The sequence below is a fragment of the Burkholderia sp. BCC1640 genome, assembly GCF_902833125.1.
Taxonomy (GTDB): Bacteria; Pseudomonadota; Gammaproteobacteria; order Burkholderiales; family Burkholderiaceae; genus Burkholderia; species Burkholderia diffusa.
Window position 1 is genome coordinate 15419 of sequence record NZ_CADFEF010000028.1, and the last position, 17984, is coordinate 33402.

The window sequence follows — 17984 nt, forward strand, 5'->3', positions numbered from 1 at the left end:
TCATTCTACCGAACGAGCACGGCCTGCCACGAAGGTGAAACCCTCAGTCGACGCTCGCGCACTGCACGGGCGTCGCGCCGAGCAGCGTCGTGAGCACCGCCGGCGCGAGGCTGACGAGATAGCCGCGGCGGCCGCCGTTCAGGTAGATCGTCGGCAATTCGAGGATGGTCGACTCGACGTACACGGGCATCGTCTTGCGCGTGCCGAACGGCGACGTGCCGCCGACCAGATAGCCGGAATGGCGGTTCGCGACATCGGGCTTGCACGGCTCGACACGCTTCGCACCGATCTGCCGCGCGAGGTTCTTGGTCGACACCGTGCGATCGCCGTGCATCAGCACGATCAGCGGCTTCGCGTGCTCGTCCTCCATCACGAGCGTCTTCACGACGCTGTGTTCGTCGACGCCGAGCTGGCGCGCCGACTCGCCGGTGCCGCCATGCTCGACGTAATCGTACGGATGCTCGCCGAAGGCGACGCCGTGGCGGCGCAGCAGCTGGGTCGCGGGTGTCTCGGACACGTGTCTGGATTTGCTCATGGCGGCATTTTAATGGCGAACGACCGCCGGGCGGGCGTCGACACACGACCGCACCGTCCCGTGTTCGGGGCGGCAGGCCGCGCACCGGCGGTATACTCGCGGCCCTTTTGCACCGGTGCCCCGGGCGAGCCCCCGTCGCCGCGGCGCGTCCGTCCATCATCATTGCGCACATCGCGAAGTGCTATTGCCCGATTGGCCGATTGTGGCGCGCCCGCCGTCATGGCACGATCGTTCGCAAAACTTGCCGCGCCGCCGCCCGGCCCTTCCTCTGGAGACGCCATGTCCTCGCCTGTCCGTTCATCCGCGCCGCTCGACGTCCCGGCGTTGCTCGCCGCCTTGCCCGCGCGCATCGCCGACGTGCCCGCCCGCTGGGCTGCGCAAGCGCCTGCGCATCCGGCGCTGATCGAGGACGCGCGCCGCCTGTCGTACGGCGAGCTGTCGCGAGCGGTCGATGCAGCCGCCGAGCGGCTCGCGCGCCTCGGCGTGCACGGCGGCGATCGCGTGATGATCGTCGCGGAAAACAGCATCGCGCAGATCGTGCTGCTGTTCGCGGCGGCGCGCGTCGACGCATGGGCGCTCGTGTCGAACGCGCGGCTGTCGGCCGGCGAACTCGATGCGATCGCTGCGCATGCGCGGCCGAAGCTGATCGCATTCGCGACGGAGGCATCGCCCGATGCGCGCACACACGCGGCGCGCCACGACGCAACGCCGGCCGACGCGCTGCCGGTCGACATCGGCGCGTGGTCGTACCGCGTCGACCCGAGCGCGCCCGACGAACCGGTGGCGGCCGATGGCGCCGCGCAGTGCGCGGCGCTGATCTACACGACCGGCACGACGGGTTCGCCGAAAGGCGTGATGCTGTCGCACCGCAACCTGCTGTTCATCGCGGCGACGTCGAGCGCGCTGCGCCGCGTGTCGCCGGACGACCTCGTCTACACGGTGCTGCCCGTGTCGCACGTGTACGGGCTCGCGTCGGTCTGCCTCGGCAGCCTGTACGCGGGCGCGACGCTGCGGCTCGCGCCGCGCTTCTCGCCGGAGGCCGTGCGCGTCGCGCTTACCGACGAAGGCGTGACGATCTTCCAGGGCGTGCCCGCGATGCACGCGAAGCTGCTCGAACACCTGCATACGCACGCGCACGCGTGGCGCGCGCCGCGGCTGCGTTTCGCGTATTCGGGCGGCTCGCCGCTCGACGCCGACCTGAAGGCGCGCGTCGAGCGTGTGTACGGCGTGCCGCTGCATAACGGCTACGGAATGACCGAGAGCAGCCCGACGATCACGCAGACGCCGCTCGACGCGCCGCGTGCCGACTGCTCGGTCGGCATGCCGATCCCGGGCGTCGAGATGCGGATCGTCGCGCCGGACGGCGCCGACGTGCCGCAGGGCGAAGTGGGTGAAATCCGCGTGCGCGGGCCGAACGTGATGCTCGGCTACTACCGCAACGCGGATGCCACGCGCGCGGCCGTGTCGCCCGACGGCTGGCTGAGCACCGGCGATCTCGCGCGCCAGGAAGCCGACGGCTCGGTGACGATCGCGGGCCGCAGCAAGGAGTTGATCATCCGCTCGGGCTTCAACGTGTATCCGGTCGAGATCGAACAGGTGCTGAACGCGCACCCGGACGTCGTGCAGGCGGCCGTCGTCGGCCGCGCGGTCGAGGGCAACGAGGAAGTGCTCGCATTCGTCGAGCTGGTGCCGGGCGCGACCGCGACCGAGGCCGCGCTGCAGGCGTGGTGCGCGGAACGGCTCGCGCCTTACAAGCGCCCCGCGCGCATCCGCGTGCTCGATGCGCTGCCCGCCGCATCGACGGGCAAGGTGCTGAAGCACAAACTGCGCGAACTCGCGTGACGCGCGGGCGCGGGCTGCATCCCGCGTGTGGCCCGCGCTAGCCGCGCGGGTGGTGCTGCGCGTGCAGCGTCTTCAGCCGCTCGCGCGCGACGTGCGTGTAGATCTGCGTGGTCGAGATGTCGCTGTGGCCGAGCAGCAACTGCACGACGCGCAGGTCGGCGCCGTGGTTCAGCAAATGCGTCGCGAATGCGTGCCGCAGCGTATGCGGCGACAGGTGCGCGCGCACGTCGGCCTGCTGCGCATGGCGCTTGATGATGTTCCAGAACTGCTGGCGCGTCATCCCGTCGCCGCGTCCGGTCACGAACAGCGCGTCGGCCGCGCGCGCGCCGAGCAGCGCGGGCCGCGCGTCGCGCAGGTAGCGCTCGATCCAGCCGTGCGCGACTTCGCCGAACGGCACGAGCCGTTCCTTCGAGCCCTTGCCCATCACCCGCACGACGCCCTCGTTGAGCCCGACCTCGACGGTCTTCAGCGTGACGAGTTCGCTCACGCGCAGCCCGCTCGCGTACATCAGCTCCAGCATCGTGCGATCGCGCAGGCCGAGCGGCGTGCCGATGTCGGGCGCGCCGAGCAGCGCTTCGACCTGCGCCTCGGACAGCGTCGACGGAAACCGCGCGGCCTGTTTCGCCGAGGTGATCCGCAGCGTCGGGTCCGCGCTCGCGCGATGCTCGCGTACGGCCCAGCCGTAATAGCGACGGAACACCGACAACCGCCGGTTCGACGACGTCGCCTTGCCGTCGCTGCGCGCGGCGATGTAGCCGGTCACCATCGCTTCGTCGACCGAGTCGAGCGACGCGTCGTGCGTCGCGGCCAGCCAGTGCGAAAACAGCATCAGATCGCGCCGGTACGCATCGAGCGTGTTGCGCGCGAGCCCGTGTTCGAGCCACAGCGCGTCGCAGAACACGTCGATCGACGCGCGGCTCGCGAGCAGCGCGGGCGATGCCGCGGCCTCGTCGCCATTGGCGTCGGGCGCGGGGTCGGGATCGGGGGAAAGCAAGGGTTCACTCATCAGTACGGCACGCCTTCGTGCGCCAGCAGCCAGCGCTTCACTTTCTGGTAATAGCCATTGTCGTCGTGGTTCGCGAAGCCGCCGAGGCCGCCTGCCGCCACGACGCGATGGCACGGAATCACGAGCGGGAAATAGTTCGCGCCGCACGCCTGGCCGACCGCGCGCGGCGCGCTGCCGATCCGCTTCGCGACCTGCCCGTAGGTCTGCACCGTGCCCGGCGGAATGTCGCTGATCACGTTCCACACGCGATGCTGGAAAGCACTGCCGACGTCGGCGAGCGGCAGGTCGAAACGCGCCGACGCGCGCTCGAAATAACGTTCGATCTGCTTGACCGCGCGCGTCGCGAGCGGCGAGTCCGGATCGACCGATTTGACCGACTCGGGCAGATAGACGATCTCGCGCACCACCGCGGCATCGGTGCGAATGCCGACCTTGCCGAACGGTGCGTCGATGACTGCGTTGAACATGAGCTTCTCCTCACCGGTGAAACGCGCGGCGCCGCCGCGCGCCGACGACACTTTACGCCGCCTTCATGCGGCACGCAGCGCCCATTCGACATGCTCGCGCACGACCGGCGACGGATCGTCGGCCCGTGCACGCAACGCGGCGACGATCGCGTCGCGCGCATCGGGCGCGAGCCGGTCGGCCGGTGCGCGCAACGCATTGCCCAGCCCGACCGCGAGATTGCGCAGCCAGCTTTCGTATCCGATGCGCCGGATCGCGCTGCCTTGCATCCGCGTGTCGAACGCGTCGGCATCCCAGCCGAACAGCTCGACGAGCGTCGCGCGGTCGAGCCCGTGCCGCACGTCGAAATCGGCGACGGGCGCGGCCTGCGCGAACTTGTTCCACGGGCACACGAGCTGGCAGTCGTCGCAGCCGTATACGCGGTTGCCGATCATCGGCCGCAGCGGCTCCGGAATGCTGCCTTTCAGTTCGATCGTCAGGTAGGAAATGCAACGGCGCGCGTCGACGCGATACGGTTCGACGATCGCGCCGGTCGGGCACGCGCCGATGCAGCGCGTGCAACTGCCGCAGTGCGCGCCGGGCGTCTCGGGCGCGACGTCGGGCGCGGTTTGCGCGTCGGTCGGCAGCGGCACGTCGACATAGATTTCGCCGAGGAAGAACAGCGAACCCGCGTCGCGCTGCAGCAACAACGTGTGCTTGCCGCGCCAGCCGACGCCGGCCTTCTGCGCGAGCTCGACCTCGAGCACCGGCGCCGAGTCGGTGAACACGCGGTAGCCGAATGCGCCGATCTCGCGCTCGATGCGCTCCGCGAGCGTCTGCAACCGGTTGCGCAGCACCTTGTGATAGTCGCGGCCGCGCGCGTAGATCGACACGACGGCCGCCTGCGGATCGTCGAGACGCGCGCGCTCGCGTGCGCGCCAGTCGTGCGGCACGAGCGCACCGGATGACGCGTCGGGTGCGTCGACGGCGAGCGTTTCGGCCGGCAGATAGGCGAGTCGCGCCGAGATCACGCGTCGCGTACCGGCCACAAGTTCGGCCGGCCGCGCGCGTTTCATCCCGTGTTTCGCCATATAATCCATTTCGCCGTGGTACCCGGCTTCCAGCCAGGCGGCGAGGCCCGCTTCGGCATCCGAGAGATCGGTATCGCTGATGCCGATCGCCCCGAAACCCAATTCGCGCCCCCACGCCCTGATGCGCGCGGCGAGCGCTGTCAACGTCGCATCATCGAGCGCGCATGGCGTCGCGCCTTCGGCACGTGTCGAAGGTCTGTCGGATGCGGCGAGTTCCGGTAATCGGTTCATCGCACTATTTTACGAGAATGCCAGCCACGCCCCATACGCCTCATGCCGACACGCTGCCCGTCCCGCTCGCGGAGCGCGTGATCGCACTCGCCGACGAAGCGGCGACCGAGGCCTTCGGCACCCGCTTCGCGCACGCGCTCGACGCGGCACGCAGCGAACTCGCCCATGAACACGCGTTCGACGGGTTGCAGATCCAGCTGATCGGCGACCTCGGCGCGGGCAAAACGACCCTCGTGCGCGCGATCCTGCGCGGCCTCGGCCACCCGGGGCGCGTGCGCAGCCCGACCTACACGCTCGTCGAACCATACGCATTCGCACGCGACGATGGGGAACTTGAGGTCTATCACTTCGATCTGTATCGATTCAACGATCCGGCCGAATGGTCCGACGCCGGCTTTCGCGAATATTTCAATTCCAGCGCGATCTGCCTCGTCGAATGGCCGCAACAGGCGGGCACCCTGCTCGGCGTGCCCGATCTGGTTTTCTCGCTCGACGTGGATGGCGACGGCCGCGCCCTCACCGTCCGGGCGTTCAGCGCTTCAGGAAAGGCATGTCTCGAAAGATGTTGATCAAACCGTTCCGCTCGATCGAATCGGCGGCCACCGCGACGCACAACTGGCGGCGCCGTCAGATCCTGCGCGCGGGCGCGTCGACGCTGGTGCTCGGTCTCGCCGTGCCGCGGCTCGCGCACGCGTCGTCGGTGCTCGGCGTGCGCGTGTGGCCCGCGCGCGATTACACGCGCGTCACGATCGAATCCGACCAGCCGCTGCAGAATAGCCAACAGCTGTTGCAGGGTCCCGACCGGCTCGTCGTCGACCTGAACGGGCTCGATCTCGACCAGGCGCTGCGCGACCTCGTGTCGAAGATCGCGCCGAACGATCCGCAGATCCAGTCGGTGCGCGTCGGCCAGTATCAACCGCACGTCGTGCGGATGGTGTTCGACCTGAAAGGCTCGGTGAAGCCGCAGGTGTTCACGCTGCCGCCGGTCGGCACCTACAAGTACCGGCTCGTGTTCGACCTGTATCCGGCCGTCGCGCCCGATCCGCTGACCGACCTGATCGCGCAGACGGAGCGCAAGGAGCAGGCGCTCAACGACAGCGCGCGCGCGCAGCAGGTGCAGCCGCCGACCGCGCTCGCGGGCCCCGCCGCGCCGCCACCCGCCGCGGGCGACAACAGCGACGCATTCTTCCAGCGCTTCGCGCAGAACACGCCGACCACCCCGCGCACGCCGCCGGCCGCCGCGACACCTTCGGCGCCCGCGAAGCCGGCCGTCAAGCCGCCGCCCGTCATCGCACGCCGCGACGACAGCGAAGACGACGGCGACACCTACAAGTTCACCGCGCCGAAATCGGGCAAGGGCGGCACCGTGCGCCTGCTGACGGTCGCGATCGATCCGGGCCACGGCGGCGAGGATCCGGGCGCGATCGGCGGCGGCGGCACGTACGAAAAACACATCGCGCTCGACATCGCGAAGAAGCTGCGCGCGAAGATCGACGGCGCGCCGAACATGCGCGCGATGATGACGCGCGACGCGGATTTCTTCGTGCCGCTGAACGTGCGCGTGCAGAAGGCGCGCCGCGTCGGCGCCGACCTGTTCGTGTCGATCCACGCCGATGCATTCACGACGCCGTCCGCGCGCGGCTCGTCGGTGTTCGCGCTGTCCGATCACGGCGCGTCGAGCGCCGCGGCACGGTGGCTCGCGAACAAGGAGAACTCGTCCGACCTGATCGGCGGCATCAACATCAAGACACAGGACGCGGCAGTCAGCCGCGCGCTGTTCGACATGTCGACGACCGCGCAGATCCGCGATTCGCTGCGCTACGGCAACTACGTGCTGAAGGAAGTCGGTGGCATCAACAAGCTGCACAAGGGCTCGGTCGAGCAGGCCGGGTTCGCGGTGCTGAAGGCGCCCGACATTCCGTCGATCCTCGTCGAGACCGCGTTCATCAGCAACCCTGACGAAGAACGCCGGCTCAACGACGACAGCTATCGCGACGAGATGGCCGACGCGATCTTCCGCGGCATCAAGCGTTACTTCGCCGCGAATCCGCCGCTCGCGAAGAACCGGATGGCCTGACCGGCCGCCCTTCCCCGCCGCCGGCACGCGCTGCGTGCCGGCGCGTCACGACGCCGCGAAGCGGCGCACCAGCTTTCCGCCGAACACGTTCACAGCGAGCCCGCCCATCACGAGCGCGGCGCCGATCAGCTGCGCGTCCGTCAGATGCTCGTCGAGCAGCAGCGCCGACGACGCCAGCCCGACGACCGGCACCAGCAGCGAGAACTGCGCGACCTGCGCGGCCGGATAGCGCGACATCAGGCGGCTCCACAGGCCGTAGCCGACGAGCGTCGCGACGAACGCGAGATAGACGACCGCGAAGATCGACGCGCCGTCGAGCCCGGCCATCGCGGCGCCGATCCGCTGCGGCCCCTCGAACCAGAGCGACAGCAGGAAGAACGGCACGGGCGGCACGAGGCTCGCCCACACGACGAGCGACACCAGATTGGCCTTGCCGACCTTCTTCGTGACGATATTGCCGAACGCCCACATCGCCGCCGAGCAGATGGTCAGCAGGAAGCCCGCGAGCGTCATCGCGCGGCCGCCCTGCGCCGCGATCACCACGAGCCCGCCCGCGGCGATCGCGAGCCCGATCAGGTTCTGCACGTGCAGCCGCTCGCCCAGAAACACCATCGCGAACACGAGCGTGAAAAATGCCTGCGACTGCAGCACGAGCGACGCCAGGCCGGCCGGCATGCCGACATACATGCCAGTGAACAGGAACGCGAACTGGCCGAGCTGGATCGTCGCGCCGTACAGGATCAGCATCCGCCACGGAATCTGCGGCCGGCGCACGAAGAACACCGCGGGCACCGCCGCGAGCGTGAAGCGCAGCGCGCCGAGCAGCATCGGCGGCATGCCGTGCAGGCCGACCTTGATCACGACGAAGTTCACGCCCCACGCCAGGATCACGACCAGCGCGAGCAGCAAGTCCTTCGGAGCCATCATCGGCGTCTCCTCAATTGTCGGATGGTTTCCTGAAGCCGCTCAGTCTACCCAATTTCGCCGTGCGGCCCGATACCCGCGCGGCGCGCATGGAATCGGCGACGGGCAACGACATGGCGGCCGCACGACGCGTGCCCGCACGTCCGCATCGCGGGGGAGTCATTTCGCACGCGCCCCCGACGCGCGCGTCGCCACCGCGCCGCCAGTACAATGACCGGCATTCCAGCCGTTGCCCACGAGGCCCGCCATGACCGATTCGATCAAAGCCCTGCTCAAGCCGCATGTTCGCGACATCGGCAACCTGCAGGTGCGCCGCACGCTGCCCGCGCTCGCCGCGCGCCTCGTCGGTCCGTTCATCTTCTTCGATCACATGGGGCCCGCGACGCTGCCGGCCGGCACCGGGCTCGACGTGCGCCCGCACCCGCACATCGGGCTCGCCACCGTCACCTATCTGTTCGACGGCGCGATCCTGCACCGCGACAGCCTCGGCTCGCTGCAGGAGATCGTGCCGGGCGACGTGAACTGGATGACGGCCGGTCGCGGCATCGTCCATTCGGAGCGCACGCCCGACGCTCAGCGCGCGAGCGGCCACACGGTGCACGGGATCCAGACCTGGGTCGCGCTGCCCGTCGCCCACGAGACCACCGAGCCGTCGTTCGAGCACCATGCGGCCGACACGCTGCCCAAGCGCGACGAGAACGGCGTGTCGCTGACGGTGATCGCCGGCGACGCGTTCGGCCTGCGCTCGCCCGTCACGACGTTCTCGCGCACGCTGTATGTGGCCGCCGAATTCGCGGCCGGCGGCCGTTTCGAACTCGACGCATCGCACGAGGAGCGCGCGGTCTACGTGGTCGACGGCGACCTCTCGATCGACGGCACGTCGGTGCCGGCCGAGCAGATGGCCGTGCTCGCGCCTGGCGCCACCGTCACGCTCGCGAGCGACGGCGGCGCGCGCGCGATGCTGCTGGGCGGCGCGAAGATCGACGGCGAGCGCTTCATCGAATGGAACTTCGTCGCCAGCAGCCGCGACGCGATCGAGCGCGCGAAACAGGCGTGGACGAACCAGGAAATGGGCAAGGTGCCCGGCGAAACCGAGTGGATTCCGCTGCCCGAATCGAAGCCGCGTTGAAAAAGGGGCACGCTGCCCCCATCCTGACGACATTCGAACGGAAGAGAACGACATGGACACCACGCTTGCCACTTTCGAGAAAGACGTCATCGAGGCGTCGCTGGACACGCCCGTGCTGGTCGACTTCTGGGCGCCGTGGTGCGGCCCCTGCAAGACGCTCGGTCCGCTGCTCGAAAAGCTCGAAGCCGACTACGAAGGCCGCTGGAAGCTCGTGAAGGTGAACGTCGACGAGAACCAGGAACTCGCCGCGCACTTCCAGACGCGCAGCATCCCGCACGTGATCGCGTTCGCCGACGGGCGTCCCGTCGACCAGTTCATCGGCGTGCTGCCGGAAGGCCAGTTGCGCGCATTCCTCGACCGGCTGCTGCCGGCGCCCGACGAAGCCGAGCGCCGCGCCGCGCAAGACGCGATCGCCGAATCGCGCTACGACGATGCGCTGACCCACCTCGAAGCGGCGCTCGCGCTGAATCCGGGCTTCGACGACGCACGGCTCGACCTGATCGAACTGCTGCTCGCGAACAATCAGGTGGACGCCGCGCGCGCCGAGGCCGAGCGCCTGTCGCCGCAGACGGTACAGAGCGGCGATCCGCGCTACCAGGCGATCAAGACCCGTTTCGACGCGCTCGACGCGACGGCCGACCTGCCGCCGACCGACGCGCTCGAAGCGCGCATCGCGGCGAATCCCGCCGATCTCGACGCACGCTTCGACCTCGCGCAGAGTCTGATCGCGCGACGCGCATACGAAGGTGCGCTCGAGCAGTTGCTGGAAATCGTGTTGCGCGACCGCGCGTATGGCGACGACCTCGGCCGCCGCACGATGATCTCGGTGTTCGAGCTGGCGGGCGATCGCCCCGAACTCGTCGCCGCATGGCGGCGCAAGCTGAGCATGGCGCTCAACTGACGAACGACCGGCCGGGCCGCGATGGCCCGGCCGAATCGCATTTCGCGCGCGGCAGGCCTGCCGCGCCGCGACATTCTTCCGCGTGTCGATCTGCTCGCCGATCAGCCCGCTGCGCGCGCCGCGACTGCCCGCAGCGCATGCGCGGCGGCCGCGAAGCCGAAGCTCGCGGTCACGCATACGCTCGAACCGAACCCCGCGCAGTTGAGCCCCGCGACATGCGCGGCGGCGGACGGCTCCGCGCCGTCCTCGATGTCGCACGCGGCCGCTTCCGGATAGATCAGCGGCTCGTCCGAATACACGGCGCTCACCTTGAAACGCGCCTTCGGCCCGCGCGGAAAGCCGTGCTGCTTGCGCAGCTGCGCGCGCACCTTCGACAGCAGCGGATCCTGGATCGTCAGCGCCAGATCGTCGATGCGGATACGCGTCGGGTCAAGCTGCCCGCCCGCGCCGCCGACCGTGACGAGCGGCTGCCCTTTTGCGACGCACCACGCGATCAGCGCGACCTTCGTGCGCACGCTGTCGATCGCGTCGACCACGTAGTCGAAGCCGCCGCCGAGCAGCGCGTCGAAGTTGTCGGGTTCCGCGAAATCCTCGATCCGGTTCACACGGCACGCGGGATCGATCAGCGCGATCCGCTCGGCCATCGCGTCGACCTTCGGCTTGCCGTAATTGCCGTCGAGCGCGTGGATCTGCCGGTTCGTATTGCTTTCCGCGACGTTGTCGAGGTCGATCAGCGTCAGCGTGCCGATCGCGCTGCGCGCGAGCGCCTCGGCCGTCCACGACCCGACGCCGCCGATGCCGATCACGGCGACGTGCGCGCGTTCGAACGCGGCGAGCGCGGGGGCGCCGTACAAGCGCGCGATGCCGCCGAAGCGGCGCTCGCGATCCACGTCAAGCTGGATTGTCGGGCTCGGGGTAAGATCAGAGGAACTGTGCGGGGCAGTGTCGGCAGCGGACATGGCAGCAAGGAAAACGTAAGTCGTGCAGCCCTCTATTTTGCCTGAACTCCCCGCCGACACGCGTCCCTGTGCACGCACGATTCTCGCGCGTTCGCTATACTGGCCCCAGATTGAAGCGTTTGCATAACATGACGACTCTCGCCGATCTCCGCATCAATTATTCGCGTGCTTCGCTCGACGAAGCCGATGCCGCCCCCAACCCCTTCGCCCAGTTCGATCGCTGGTTCAAGGAGGCGCTCGCCGCCAAGCTCCCCGAGCCCAACACGATGACGCTCGCCACCGTCGGCGACGACGGCCGGCCGTCGGCCCGAATCGTGCTCATCAAGGGTGTCGACGAACGCGGGTTCGTCTTCTTTACCAATTACGAAAGCCGCAAGGGCCGCGATCTCGCCGCCAATCCGCATGCGGCGCTGCTGTTCTACTGGATCGAGCTCGAGCGCCAGGTGCGCATCGAAGGCCGGATCGAGAAAACCAGCGCCGACGAAAGCGACCGCTATTTCGCGTCGCGCCCGCTCGGCTCGCGCATCGGCGCGTGGGCGTCCGAGCAGAGTGCCGTGATCGACAGCCGCGCGACGCTCGAAGCGCGCGAAAAGGCCGTGACCGAACGCTACGGCGAGAACCCGCCGCGCCCGCCGCACTGGGGCGGTTACCGCGTCGTGCCCGACGCGATCGAATTCTGGCAGGGCCGCCCGTCGCGGCTGCACGACCGCCTGCTCTATACGCGCGACGCCGCGGCAGGGTCGGGCTGGACGATCTCGCGCCTGTCGCCGTAAGCGCGGCTGCCGCAGTGCCGGCGCGCGCCGGCCGTGTCTCGTGTTGCATCCGGGCGCCCGCGTCGCAAGGCGTGGGCGCCGGTCAAGATACTTGGCTGTATTCGATTCAACGAACAAACGGAGAATCCAAATGTTCTGGGAAAAGAAGCTGGCACAGTGGGCGGACGAAGTACGGGCGAAAGCGAACATACCGGCGCGACTCGTGCTGTGGAACGGCGATCAACTCGATTTCGGCACCTTCAGCGCGCCGCAGGTCACGCTGAAGGTCAACAGCGCGTCGGCGTTGCCGCTCCTGCTCGAACCGAGCCTCGACAATCTCGGCGAGGCGTACGTGAAGGGCAAGATCGACATCGAGGGCAGGCTGTCGGACATCATCAACATCAGCTACTCGCTCGCGCGCAGCACGGTCACCAGCGCAAGCAAGCTCGCGCGCGTGAAGCGCTACTTCAATCACACGAAAAACACCGACAGGAAGGCGATCCAGTATCACTACGACGTCTCGAACGCGTTCTACCAGCTGTGGCTGGACGAAAACATGGTGTACTCGTGCGCGTACTTCGAGAACGGCGACGAGGATCTCTCGACCGCTCAGATCAAGAAGATCGACCACATCCTGACCAAGATCCAGCTCGAGCCCGGCCAGCGCCTGCTCGACATCGGCTGCGGCTGGGGCGCGCTCGTGCTGCGCGCCGCGCAGAAGTTCGGCGCGACGTGCCTGGGCGTGACGCTGTCGCAGAACCAGTTCGATCTCGCGACCGCGCGCGTGAAAGCCGCCGGGCTCGAGGACAAGATCGAGATCCGCCTGCAGGACTACCGCGAGATCGAGGGACAGTTCGACCGCATCACGAGCGTCGGGATGTTCGAGCACGTCGGCCGCAAGAACCTGCCGCTCTATTTCTCGCGCGTGCACGATCTGCTCACCGACGACGGCATCGCGATGAACCACGGAATCACGTCGACTGACGCGGAAAGCGGCGAAACGGCGCTCGGCGGCGGCGAATTCATCGACCGCTACGTGTTCCCGGACGGCGAGCTGCCGCACATCAGCCTCGCGCTCGAAGCGGCGCAGCGCGGCGGGCTCGAGGCGATTGACGTCGAAAGCCTGCGGCGGCACTATGCGCGCACGCTCGAAATCTGGACCGAGAATTTCGAGGCGAAGGCGGAAGAGGCGCGCACGCTCGTTGACGACGAAAAATTCCGCATCTGGCGCGTGTATCTCGCCGGTTGCGCGTATGCGTTCGAGCACGACGACGTGTCGATCTTCCAGATCGTGTGCCGCAAGGCCGGACGCAGCGCGAAAACGCTGCCGTGGTCGCGCCGCTACATGTACGAACACACGCTGCCGCGCTAGGCGGCACTTCACGCTGGGCATGCATGGGTGACGGCAGGACGCGGCGCAGCACGCCGACGCAACGACAGCAGCGCGACGAACCGGACGAGTCGCACGCCGACGGGCAGTTCGACCTGTTCGGCGCGTCGCCCGACGACGCGCGCGCGTCCGCGCCCGCGGACGACGACAACCCCGCAGGCGCCGGCGATCGCGCGACGCCTGACGAACACGACACCGCGCGACCGGCAAAGTCGCCCGCACGCGCGGGCCGTGCATCGCCCCGCCTTCCCGCCGACCAGGAACCGGAACCGCCGCCCGCCTCCGGCATGCTGTGGGACGAACCGCCGCCGGCCACGCCGCCGAAGAAGGCCCGGCGTCGGCGCGGCGTGCCGCCCGCACCGGTTTCCGCGGAAGTCGCCGCCGCCGCGGCCGCGCTGCCGCCGAACGTGCGGCTCGGCACGTCGTCGTGGTATTTCCCCGGCTGGGACGGCATCGTCTACGACGGCGATTTCGCGCAGACGAAGCTGTCTCGCGAGGGGCTCGAGGCGTACGGCGCACATCCGCTGCTGAAGAGCGTGAGCCTCGACCGGTCGTTCTACGGGCCGCTGTCGGTGGCCGACTACCTGCGCTACGCGCAACAGGTGCCGGACGACTTCCGCTTCGTCGTGAAGGCGCCGGCGTCCGTCACCGATGCGGTCGTGCGCGGCCGGCGCGGCGAGCCGTCGGGCCCGAACCCGACCTTTCTCGACGCGCAGCTCGCCACTCGCGAATTCGTGCAGCCGTGCCTCGAAGGGCTCGGCAGGAAGGCCGGCGTGCTGGTGTTCCAGTTTTCTCCGATGCCCGATCAACTGCTCGCCGAACCGGCCGCGCTGATCGACCGGCTGTCGGCGTTCTTCGCGGCGCTGCCGACGCTGCCGCCGGACGCCGACGGCACGCGCTACGCGATCGAGATCCGCGACGCGAGCCTGCTCACGCCGCGCTTCATCCGCGCGCTCGCGGCGCTCGGCGTGCGCTACTGCGTCGGCCTGCATGCGCGGATGCCCGACCCGCTGCGCCAGGCAGCCGCGCTCGCGCTGCTCGACGGCGACGCGCCGGGCCCGCTGATCGTGCGCTGGAGCCTGCATGGCGGCTTCAGGTACGAACAGGCCAAAGCGAAATACGAGCCGTTCGACAAGCTCGTCGACGAGGATCCCGCCACGCGCTCGGCGCTCGCCGAGCTGGCCGCGCGCTACGCGCTGGCCGGACAGCCCGTGATCATCACGATCAACAACAAGGCGGAAGGCTCCGCGCCGCTGTCGTGCCTCGCGCTCGCGCGCGAGATCGCCGCCGCGTGCGCGCACTGGCGCAGCGAGGCGGCGTAAGCATCGCGGGCGCGGGCGCCGTTTGCGCGCCGGCGAACCGCGCCGGAAAATCGATTACGCGCCGCGCAGCGACTTCAGCCGGTGCGAGAACTTCTGGCGGAATTTCGCGAGCTTCGGCCCGATCACGACCGAGCAGTAGCCCTGCCCCGGATTGCGCGCGTAATAGTTCTGGTGATAGTCCTCGGCCGGCCAGTAGTTGTCGTCGAGCGGCACGACCTGCGTGACGATCGGCTGCCCGAACACCTGCTCGCGCTCCAGTTCGCGGATCACGTCGAGCGCGACGTCGCGCTGCGCGTCCGAATGCGTGAACACGACCGAACGGTATTGCGTGCCGACGTCGTTGCCTTGGCGGTTCAGCTGGGTCGGATCGTGCGTCGCGAAGAAGATCTCGAGGATCTCGCGATAACCGATGCGCGCCGGATCGAACGTCACGTTCACGACCTCCGCGTGACCGGTATCGCCGTCGCATACGTCGCGATAGCCGGGATTGCGCGTATGGCCGCCTGCATAGCCCGACTGGACGGCCGTCACGCCGTCGACGTCGAGAAACACGGCCTCCGTGCACCAGAAGCACCCGCCGCCAACAGTCGCGGTTTCAAGCATCTCGTTCACCATGAAATCATTACCTCGTTGATGACGACGGCCGGCACGCGGGCGCGCGCGGGCATCGCCGGTCCTTATCTCCGCTGCCCGGCTGCGGCCCGGTTGCCCGATGCGCAGCGGCAGCGTTCAAGTATCTCACTCGTGCGCGAATCCGGCAGAACCGCATGCGTGCCACGCACCACCGGCCGCGCGTTTCTCGTCTACACTTAGGCACGCTTCGCCGTGACGGCACACCGTCCGGCTGCGCGCAGCGTCCGATGCATGCCCGTCCTGATGCCAACATCATCCGCCGGAACATCGATATGCACGCCTCAGCAGAATTCGCCCGCATCGCGGGCCCGACCGCCGGCGCTTTCACCGCGCCCTCGCGCCGCCGTGCGCCCGTTGCGCTGCGTGCGCGGCGATCCGGCGCACCACGTTTCCCACCTTTCCCGACCTGATGCATCGCGCCGCGCGTCCTCCAATCGCGCGAGGCCGCCAGTGCGCACCCGTCACGCAACCCGTTCGACCCGCACGTTCGCAGCGAACGTCCGTGCGCCCGTGATCCGATACGACCGAAAGAGGCACTACGATGAGCATGCGGCCTGACCCGACATTTCACGCTTCGCCGGAGCTTGCGATGCAGGCGCCGGCGGAGGAATTTGCCTATACGTTGTTGCTGAGCCCCGATTTTTCCAGACCCGACGCGCTCGCCGTGATCGACGTGAAACCCGGCTCGACGACCTACGGCAAGATCGTGCACACGGTGACGATGCCGAACACCGGCGACGAATTCCACCACTTCGGCTGGAATGCGTGTTCGTCGTCGCTGTCGCCGCTGACCGGCCACGCGTTCCTCGAGCGCCGCTTCCTGATCATCCCGGGCCTGCGTTCGTCGCGGATCTACGTGATCGACACGAAGCCGCACCCGACGCAGGCGCGCATCCACAAGATCATCGAGCCCGAGGAGGTGCTCGCGAAGACCGGCTATTCGCGGCCGCATACGGTTCATTGCGGCCCCGAAGGCATTTACGTGAGCACGCTCGGCGGTGCGGGCAAGGACGGCACCGACGGCACGCCCGGCATCTTCATCATGGATTGCGAGACGTTCGACGTGCTCGGCCGCTGGGAGATCGACCGTGGCCCGCAGGACAAGCATTACGACTTCTGGTGGAACCTGCCGCGCGACTACATGGTGTCGAGCGAATGGGCGCTGCCGCCGCAATTCGAGAACGGCATCGTGCCGGAAGACCTGCTCGCGAACCGCTACGGCCACCGGCTGCATTTCTGGGACCTGCGCGCGCGGCGCAACGTGCAGACGATCGATCTCGGCGCGCATCACCAGATGGCGCTCGAGGTGCGGCCCGCGCACGATCCGGTACGCGAATACGGTTTCGTCGGCGTCGTGGTCGACACGACCACTCTCGAAGGATCGATCTGGACCTGGTGGCGCGAGGACGGCCAGTTTCATGTGAAGAAGACCGCGACGATTCCGCCCGAACCGGCCGCGGCAGACGAACTGCCGCCGCTGCTCAAGGGTTTCGGCGCGGTGCCGCCGCTCGTGACCGACATCGACCTGTCGCTCGACGACCGCTTCCTGTACGTGTCGTGCTGGGGCACCGGCGAGATGCGCCAGTACGACGTGTCGGATCCGCATCACCCGGTGCTCGCGGGGTCGGTGCGTATCGGCGGGATCGTGCGCCGCGCGCCGCACACGAACGGCCGCGCGTTCGCCGGCGGCCCGCAGATGGTGGAAATCAGCCGCGACGGCCGCCGCGTGTACTGGACCAACTCGCTCTACTCGACGTGGGACGACCAGTTCTATCCGGACGGCGTGCCGGCCGCGCAGGTGCTCGCGCATGCGGGGCCGGACGGCGGGCTGACGCTCGCCGACGACTATTGGGTCGAGTTCCCCGACGGCTATCGCGCGCACCAGATCCGGCTCGAAGGCGGCGACTGCTCGACCGACTCGTTCTGCTATCCGTCGGTCAAGCGTTGAGCGCAGGCCTCTCCGCGCCGCTCGCGCTGTGGGCGGCCGTGCTCGCGAGCGGTGTCTATCACGGGCTCAATCCGGCGATGGGCTGGCCGCTCGCGGTGTCGAACGCGCTGATGACGCGCCGCGACGGCGCGCTCGTCGCCGCGCTCGGCTATCTCGCGCTCGGCCACGCGCTCGCGGTATTCATGGTGATGCTGCCGTTCGGGCTGCTTGCCGCACTGCTTGTGTGGCAGTCGGCGATCCGGATCGGCGCGAGCGCGCTCGTGATCGGCTTCGGCGTGGTGCTGCTGATCCGGCGGCGGCATCCGCGTGCGCTCGCGCGGATTCCGCCCGCGCGGCTCGGCCTGTGGTCGTTTGCGGTTGCGCTCGCGCACGGTGCGGGGCTGATGCTGGTGCCGATTTACCTCGGGCTCTGCGGGCTCGACCGGGACGCCGGCCATCGCGCGGCGGCCACGCTCGTCGATGCGCATCTCGGGATGGCGCTCGTCGTCGCGGCCGTGCACGCGGCCGCGATGATCGGCGCAGGCGGCGTGCTCGCGTGGCTCGTGTACCGCTATCTCGGGCTGAAGTTCGTCGCGCGGAGCTGGTTCAATCTCGATGCGGTGTGGGCGTCCAGCCTGATCCTGACGGGTGCGCTGTCGCTCGGGCTGGCGGCGACGGCCTAGCGCCCGGCTCGGGGAGCGACCTCGTGTGACGCGCAACGAAAAGCGCGAGAACGACCATTCCAGCATGGCGCCGGCGCCGCGCGACAGTGTTCGCTACCTCACGCTCGCCCCGCGATGCGCCGTCCGCACGGGTCCGGC

Annotated in this window: 17 protein-coding genes; 10 read left to right on the forward strand and 7 right to left on the reverse strand. The window is 68.8% G+C overall.

Features of this window, described 5'->3' with window-relative positions; all coding sequences use genetic code 11:
* Positions 1–43: 43 nt before the first annotated feature.
* Positions 44–535, reverse strand: coding sequence for a Cys-tRNA(Pro) deacylase (gene ybaK / locus HWX25_RS25715; protein WP_044848566.1), 492 nt, complete (start codon positions 533–535; stop codon positions 44–46).
* Positions 536–814: 279 nt separating this feature from the next.
* Here ybaK and HWX25_RS25720 point away from each other — a divergent pair, with 279 nt between their 5' ends.
* Complete coding sequence (locus tag HWX25_RS25720; RefSeq protein ID WP_175911217.1) at positions 815–2377, forward strand: AMP-binding protein; 1563 nt, start codon at positions 815–817, stop codon at positions 2375–2377.
* A gap of 37 nt (positions 2378–2414) precedes the next feature.
* On the opposite strand, the gene xerD is transcribed toward HWX25_RS25720, so the two are convergent.
* The 3 genes from xerD to queG form a co-directional block, all read right to left on the reverse strand.
* The gene (gene xerD, locus HWX25_RS25725) at positions 2415–3383 is read right to left on the reverse strand and encodes a site-specific tyrosine recombinase XerD (protein WP_175911219.1); all 969 of its coding nucleotides are present in this window, start codon (positions 3381–3383) and stop codon (positions 2415–2417) included.
* Positions 3383–3850, reverse strand: coding sequence for a methylated-DNA--[protein]-cysteine S-methyltransferase (locus HWX25_RS25730; protein ID WP_175911221.1), 468 nt, complete (start codon positions 3848–3850; stop codon positions 3383–3385). Before HWX25_RS25730 ends, xerD begins: the two co-directional genes overlap by 1 nt.
* A 63-nt stretch (positions 3851–3913) precedes the next feature.
* Positions 3914–5149 carry a tRNA epoxyqueuosine(34) reductase QueG gene (queG, locus tag HWX25_RS25735; protein ID WP_175911223.1) on the reverse strand — a complete coding sequence of 412 codons (1236 nt, stop codon included), beginning with the start codon at positions 5147–5149 and terminating at the stop codon, positions 3914–3916.
* A gap of 17 nt (positions 5150–5166) precedes the next feature.
* Between queG and tsaE the strand changes: the two genes are divergently transcribed.
* Together tsaE and HWX25_RS25745 are read left to right on the forward strand one after the other, a co-directional pair.
* A complete protein-coding gene (tsaE, locus tag HWX25_RS25740; RefSeq protein WP_175911224.1) occupies positions 5167–5718 on the forward strand; it encodes a tRNA (adenosine(37)-N6)-threonylcarbamoyltransferase complex ATPase subunit type 1 TsaE in 552 nt (183 codons plus the stop codon).
* Positions 5700–7226, forward strand: a complete 1527-nt coding sequence (locus HWX25_RS25745) for an N-acetylmuramoyl-L-alanine amidase (protein ID WP_175911225.1) — start codon at positions 5700–5702, stop codon at positions 7224–7226. Before tsaE ends, HWX25_RS25745 begins: the two co-directional genes overlap by 19 nt.
* A gap of 45 nt (positions 7227–7271) precedes the next feature.
* Here HWX25_RS25745 and HWX25_RS25750 read toward each other — a convergent pair whose 3' ends face one another.
* Positions 7272–8150: an EamA family transporter gene (locus tag HWX25_RS25750; RefSeq protein WP_175911286.1), complete on the reverse strand. Its 879-nt coding sequence runs from the start codon at positions 8148–8150 to the stop codon at positions 7272–7274.
* Between the two features lie 247 nt (positions 8151–8397).
* On the opposite strand from HWX25_RS25750, the gene HWX25_RS25755 reads away from it, so the two are divergent.
* Both HWX25_RS25755 and trxA read left to right on the forward strand, forming a co-directional pair.
* Positions 8398–9279, forward strand: a complete 882-nt coding sequence (locus HWX25_RS25755; RefSeq protein ID WP_175911226.1) for a pirin family protein — start codon at positions 8398–8400, stop codon at positions 9277–9279.
* A gap of 52 nt (positions 9280–9331) precedes the next feature.
* On the forward strand, positions 9332–10180 hold the full coding sequence (gene trxA / locus HWX25_RS25760) for a thioredoxin (protein WP_175911227.1): 849 nt from the start codon (positions 9332–9334) through the stop codon (positions 10178–10180).
* A 101-nt stretch (positions 10181–10281) separates the two neighbouring features.
* Here the strand turns inward: trxA and tcdA are convergent, their stop codons facing one another.
* Complete coding sequence (gene tcdA / locus HWX25_RS25765) at positions 10282–11139, reverse strand: tRNA cyclic N6-threonylcarbamoyladenosine(37) synthase TcdA (RefSeq protein ID WP_059527837.1); 858 nt, start codon at positions 11137–11139, stop codon at positions 10282–10284.
* Between the two features lie 128 nt (positions 11140–11267).
* Here tcdA and pdxH point away from each other — a divergent pair, with 128 nt between their 5' ends.
* From pdxH to HWX25_RS25780, 3 genes are all read left to right on the forward strand, one after another.
* Positions 11268–11912, forward strand: coding sequence for a pyridoxamine 5'-phosphate oxidase (gene pdxH / locus HWX25_RS25770; RefSeq protein ID WP_059527840.1), 645 nt, complete (start codon positions 11268–11270; stop codon positions 11910–11912).
* Positions 11913–12042: 130 nt separating this feature from the next.
* Positions 12043–13263: a cyclopropane-fatty-acyl-phospholipid synthase family protein gene (locus HWX25_RS25775; protein ID WP_059527843.1), complete on the forward strand. Its 1221-nt coding sequence runs from the start codon at positions 12043–12045 to the stop codon at positions 13261–13263.
* Positions 13264–13286: 23 nt separating this feature from the next.
* Positions 13287–14603, forward strand: a complete 1317-nt coding sequence (locus HWX25_RS25780) for a DUF72 domain-containing protein (protein ID WP_175911228.1) — start codon at positions 13287–13289, stop codon at positions 14601–14603.
* Positions 14604–14657: 54 nt separating this feature from the next.
* Here HWX25_RS25780 and msrA read toward each other — a convergent pair whose 3' ends face one another.
* Positions 14658–15218 carry a peptide-methionine (S)-S-oxide reductase MsrA gene (gene msrA / locus HWX25_RS25785; protein WP_059527848.1) on the reverse strand — a complete coding sequence of 187 codons (561 nt, stop codon included), beginning with the start codon at positions 15216–15218 and terminating at the stop codon, positions 14658–14660.
* Between the two features lie 559 nt (positions 15219–15777).
* Here msrA and HWX25_RS25790 point away from each other — a divergent pair.
* A complete protein-coding gene (locus HWX25_RS25790; RefSeq protein ID WP_175911229.1) occupies positions 15778–17184 on the forward strand; it encodes a selenium-binding family protein in 1407 nt (468 codons plus the stop codon).
* On the forward strand, positions 17181–17846 hold the full coding sequence (locus HWX25_RS25795; RefSeq protein ID WP_175911230.1) for a hypothetical protein: 666 nt from the start codon (positions 17181–17183) through the stop codon (positions 17844–17846). The genes HWX25_RS25790 and HWX25_RS25795 overlap by 4 nt, the downstream gene beginning before the upstream one ends.
* Positions 17847–17984 lie beyond the last annotated feature (138 nt).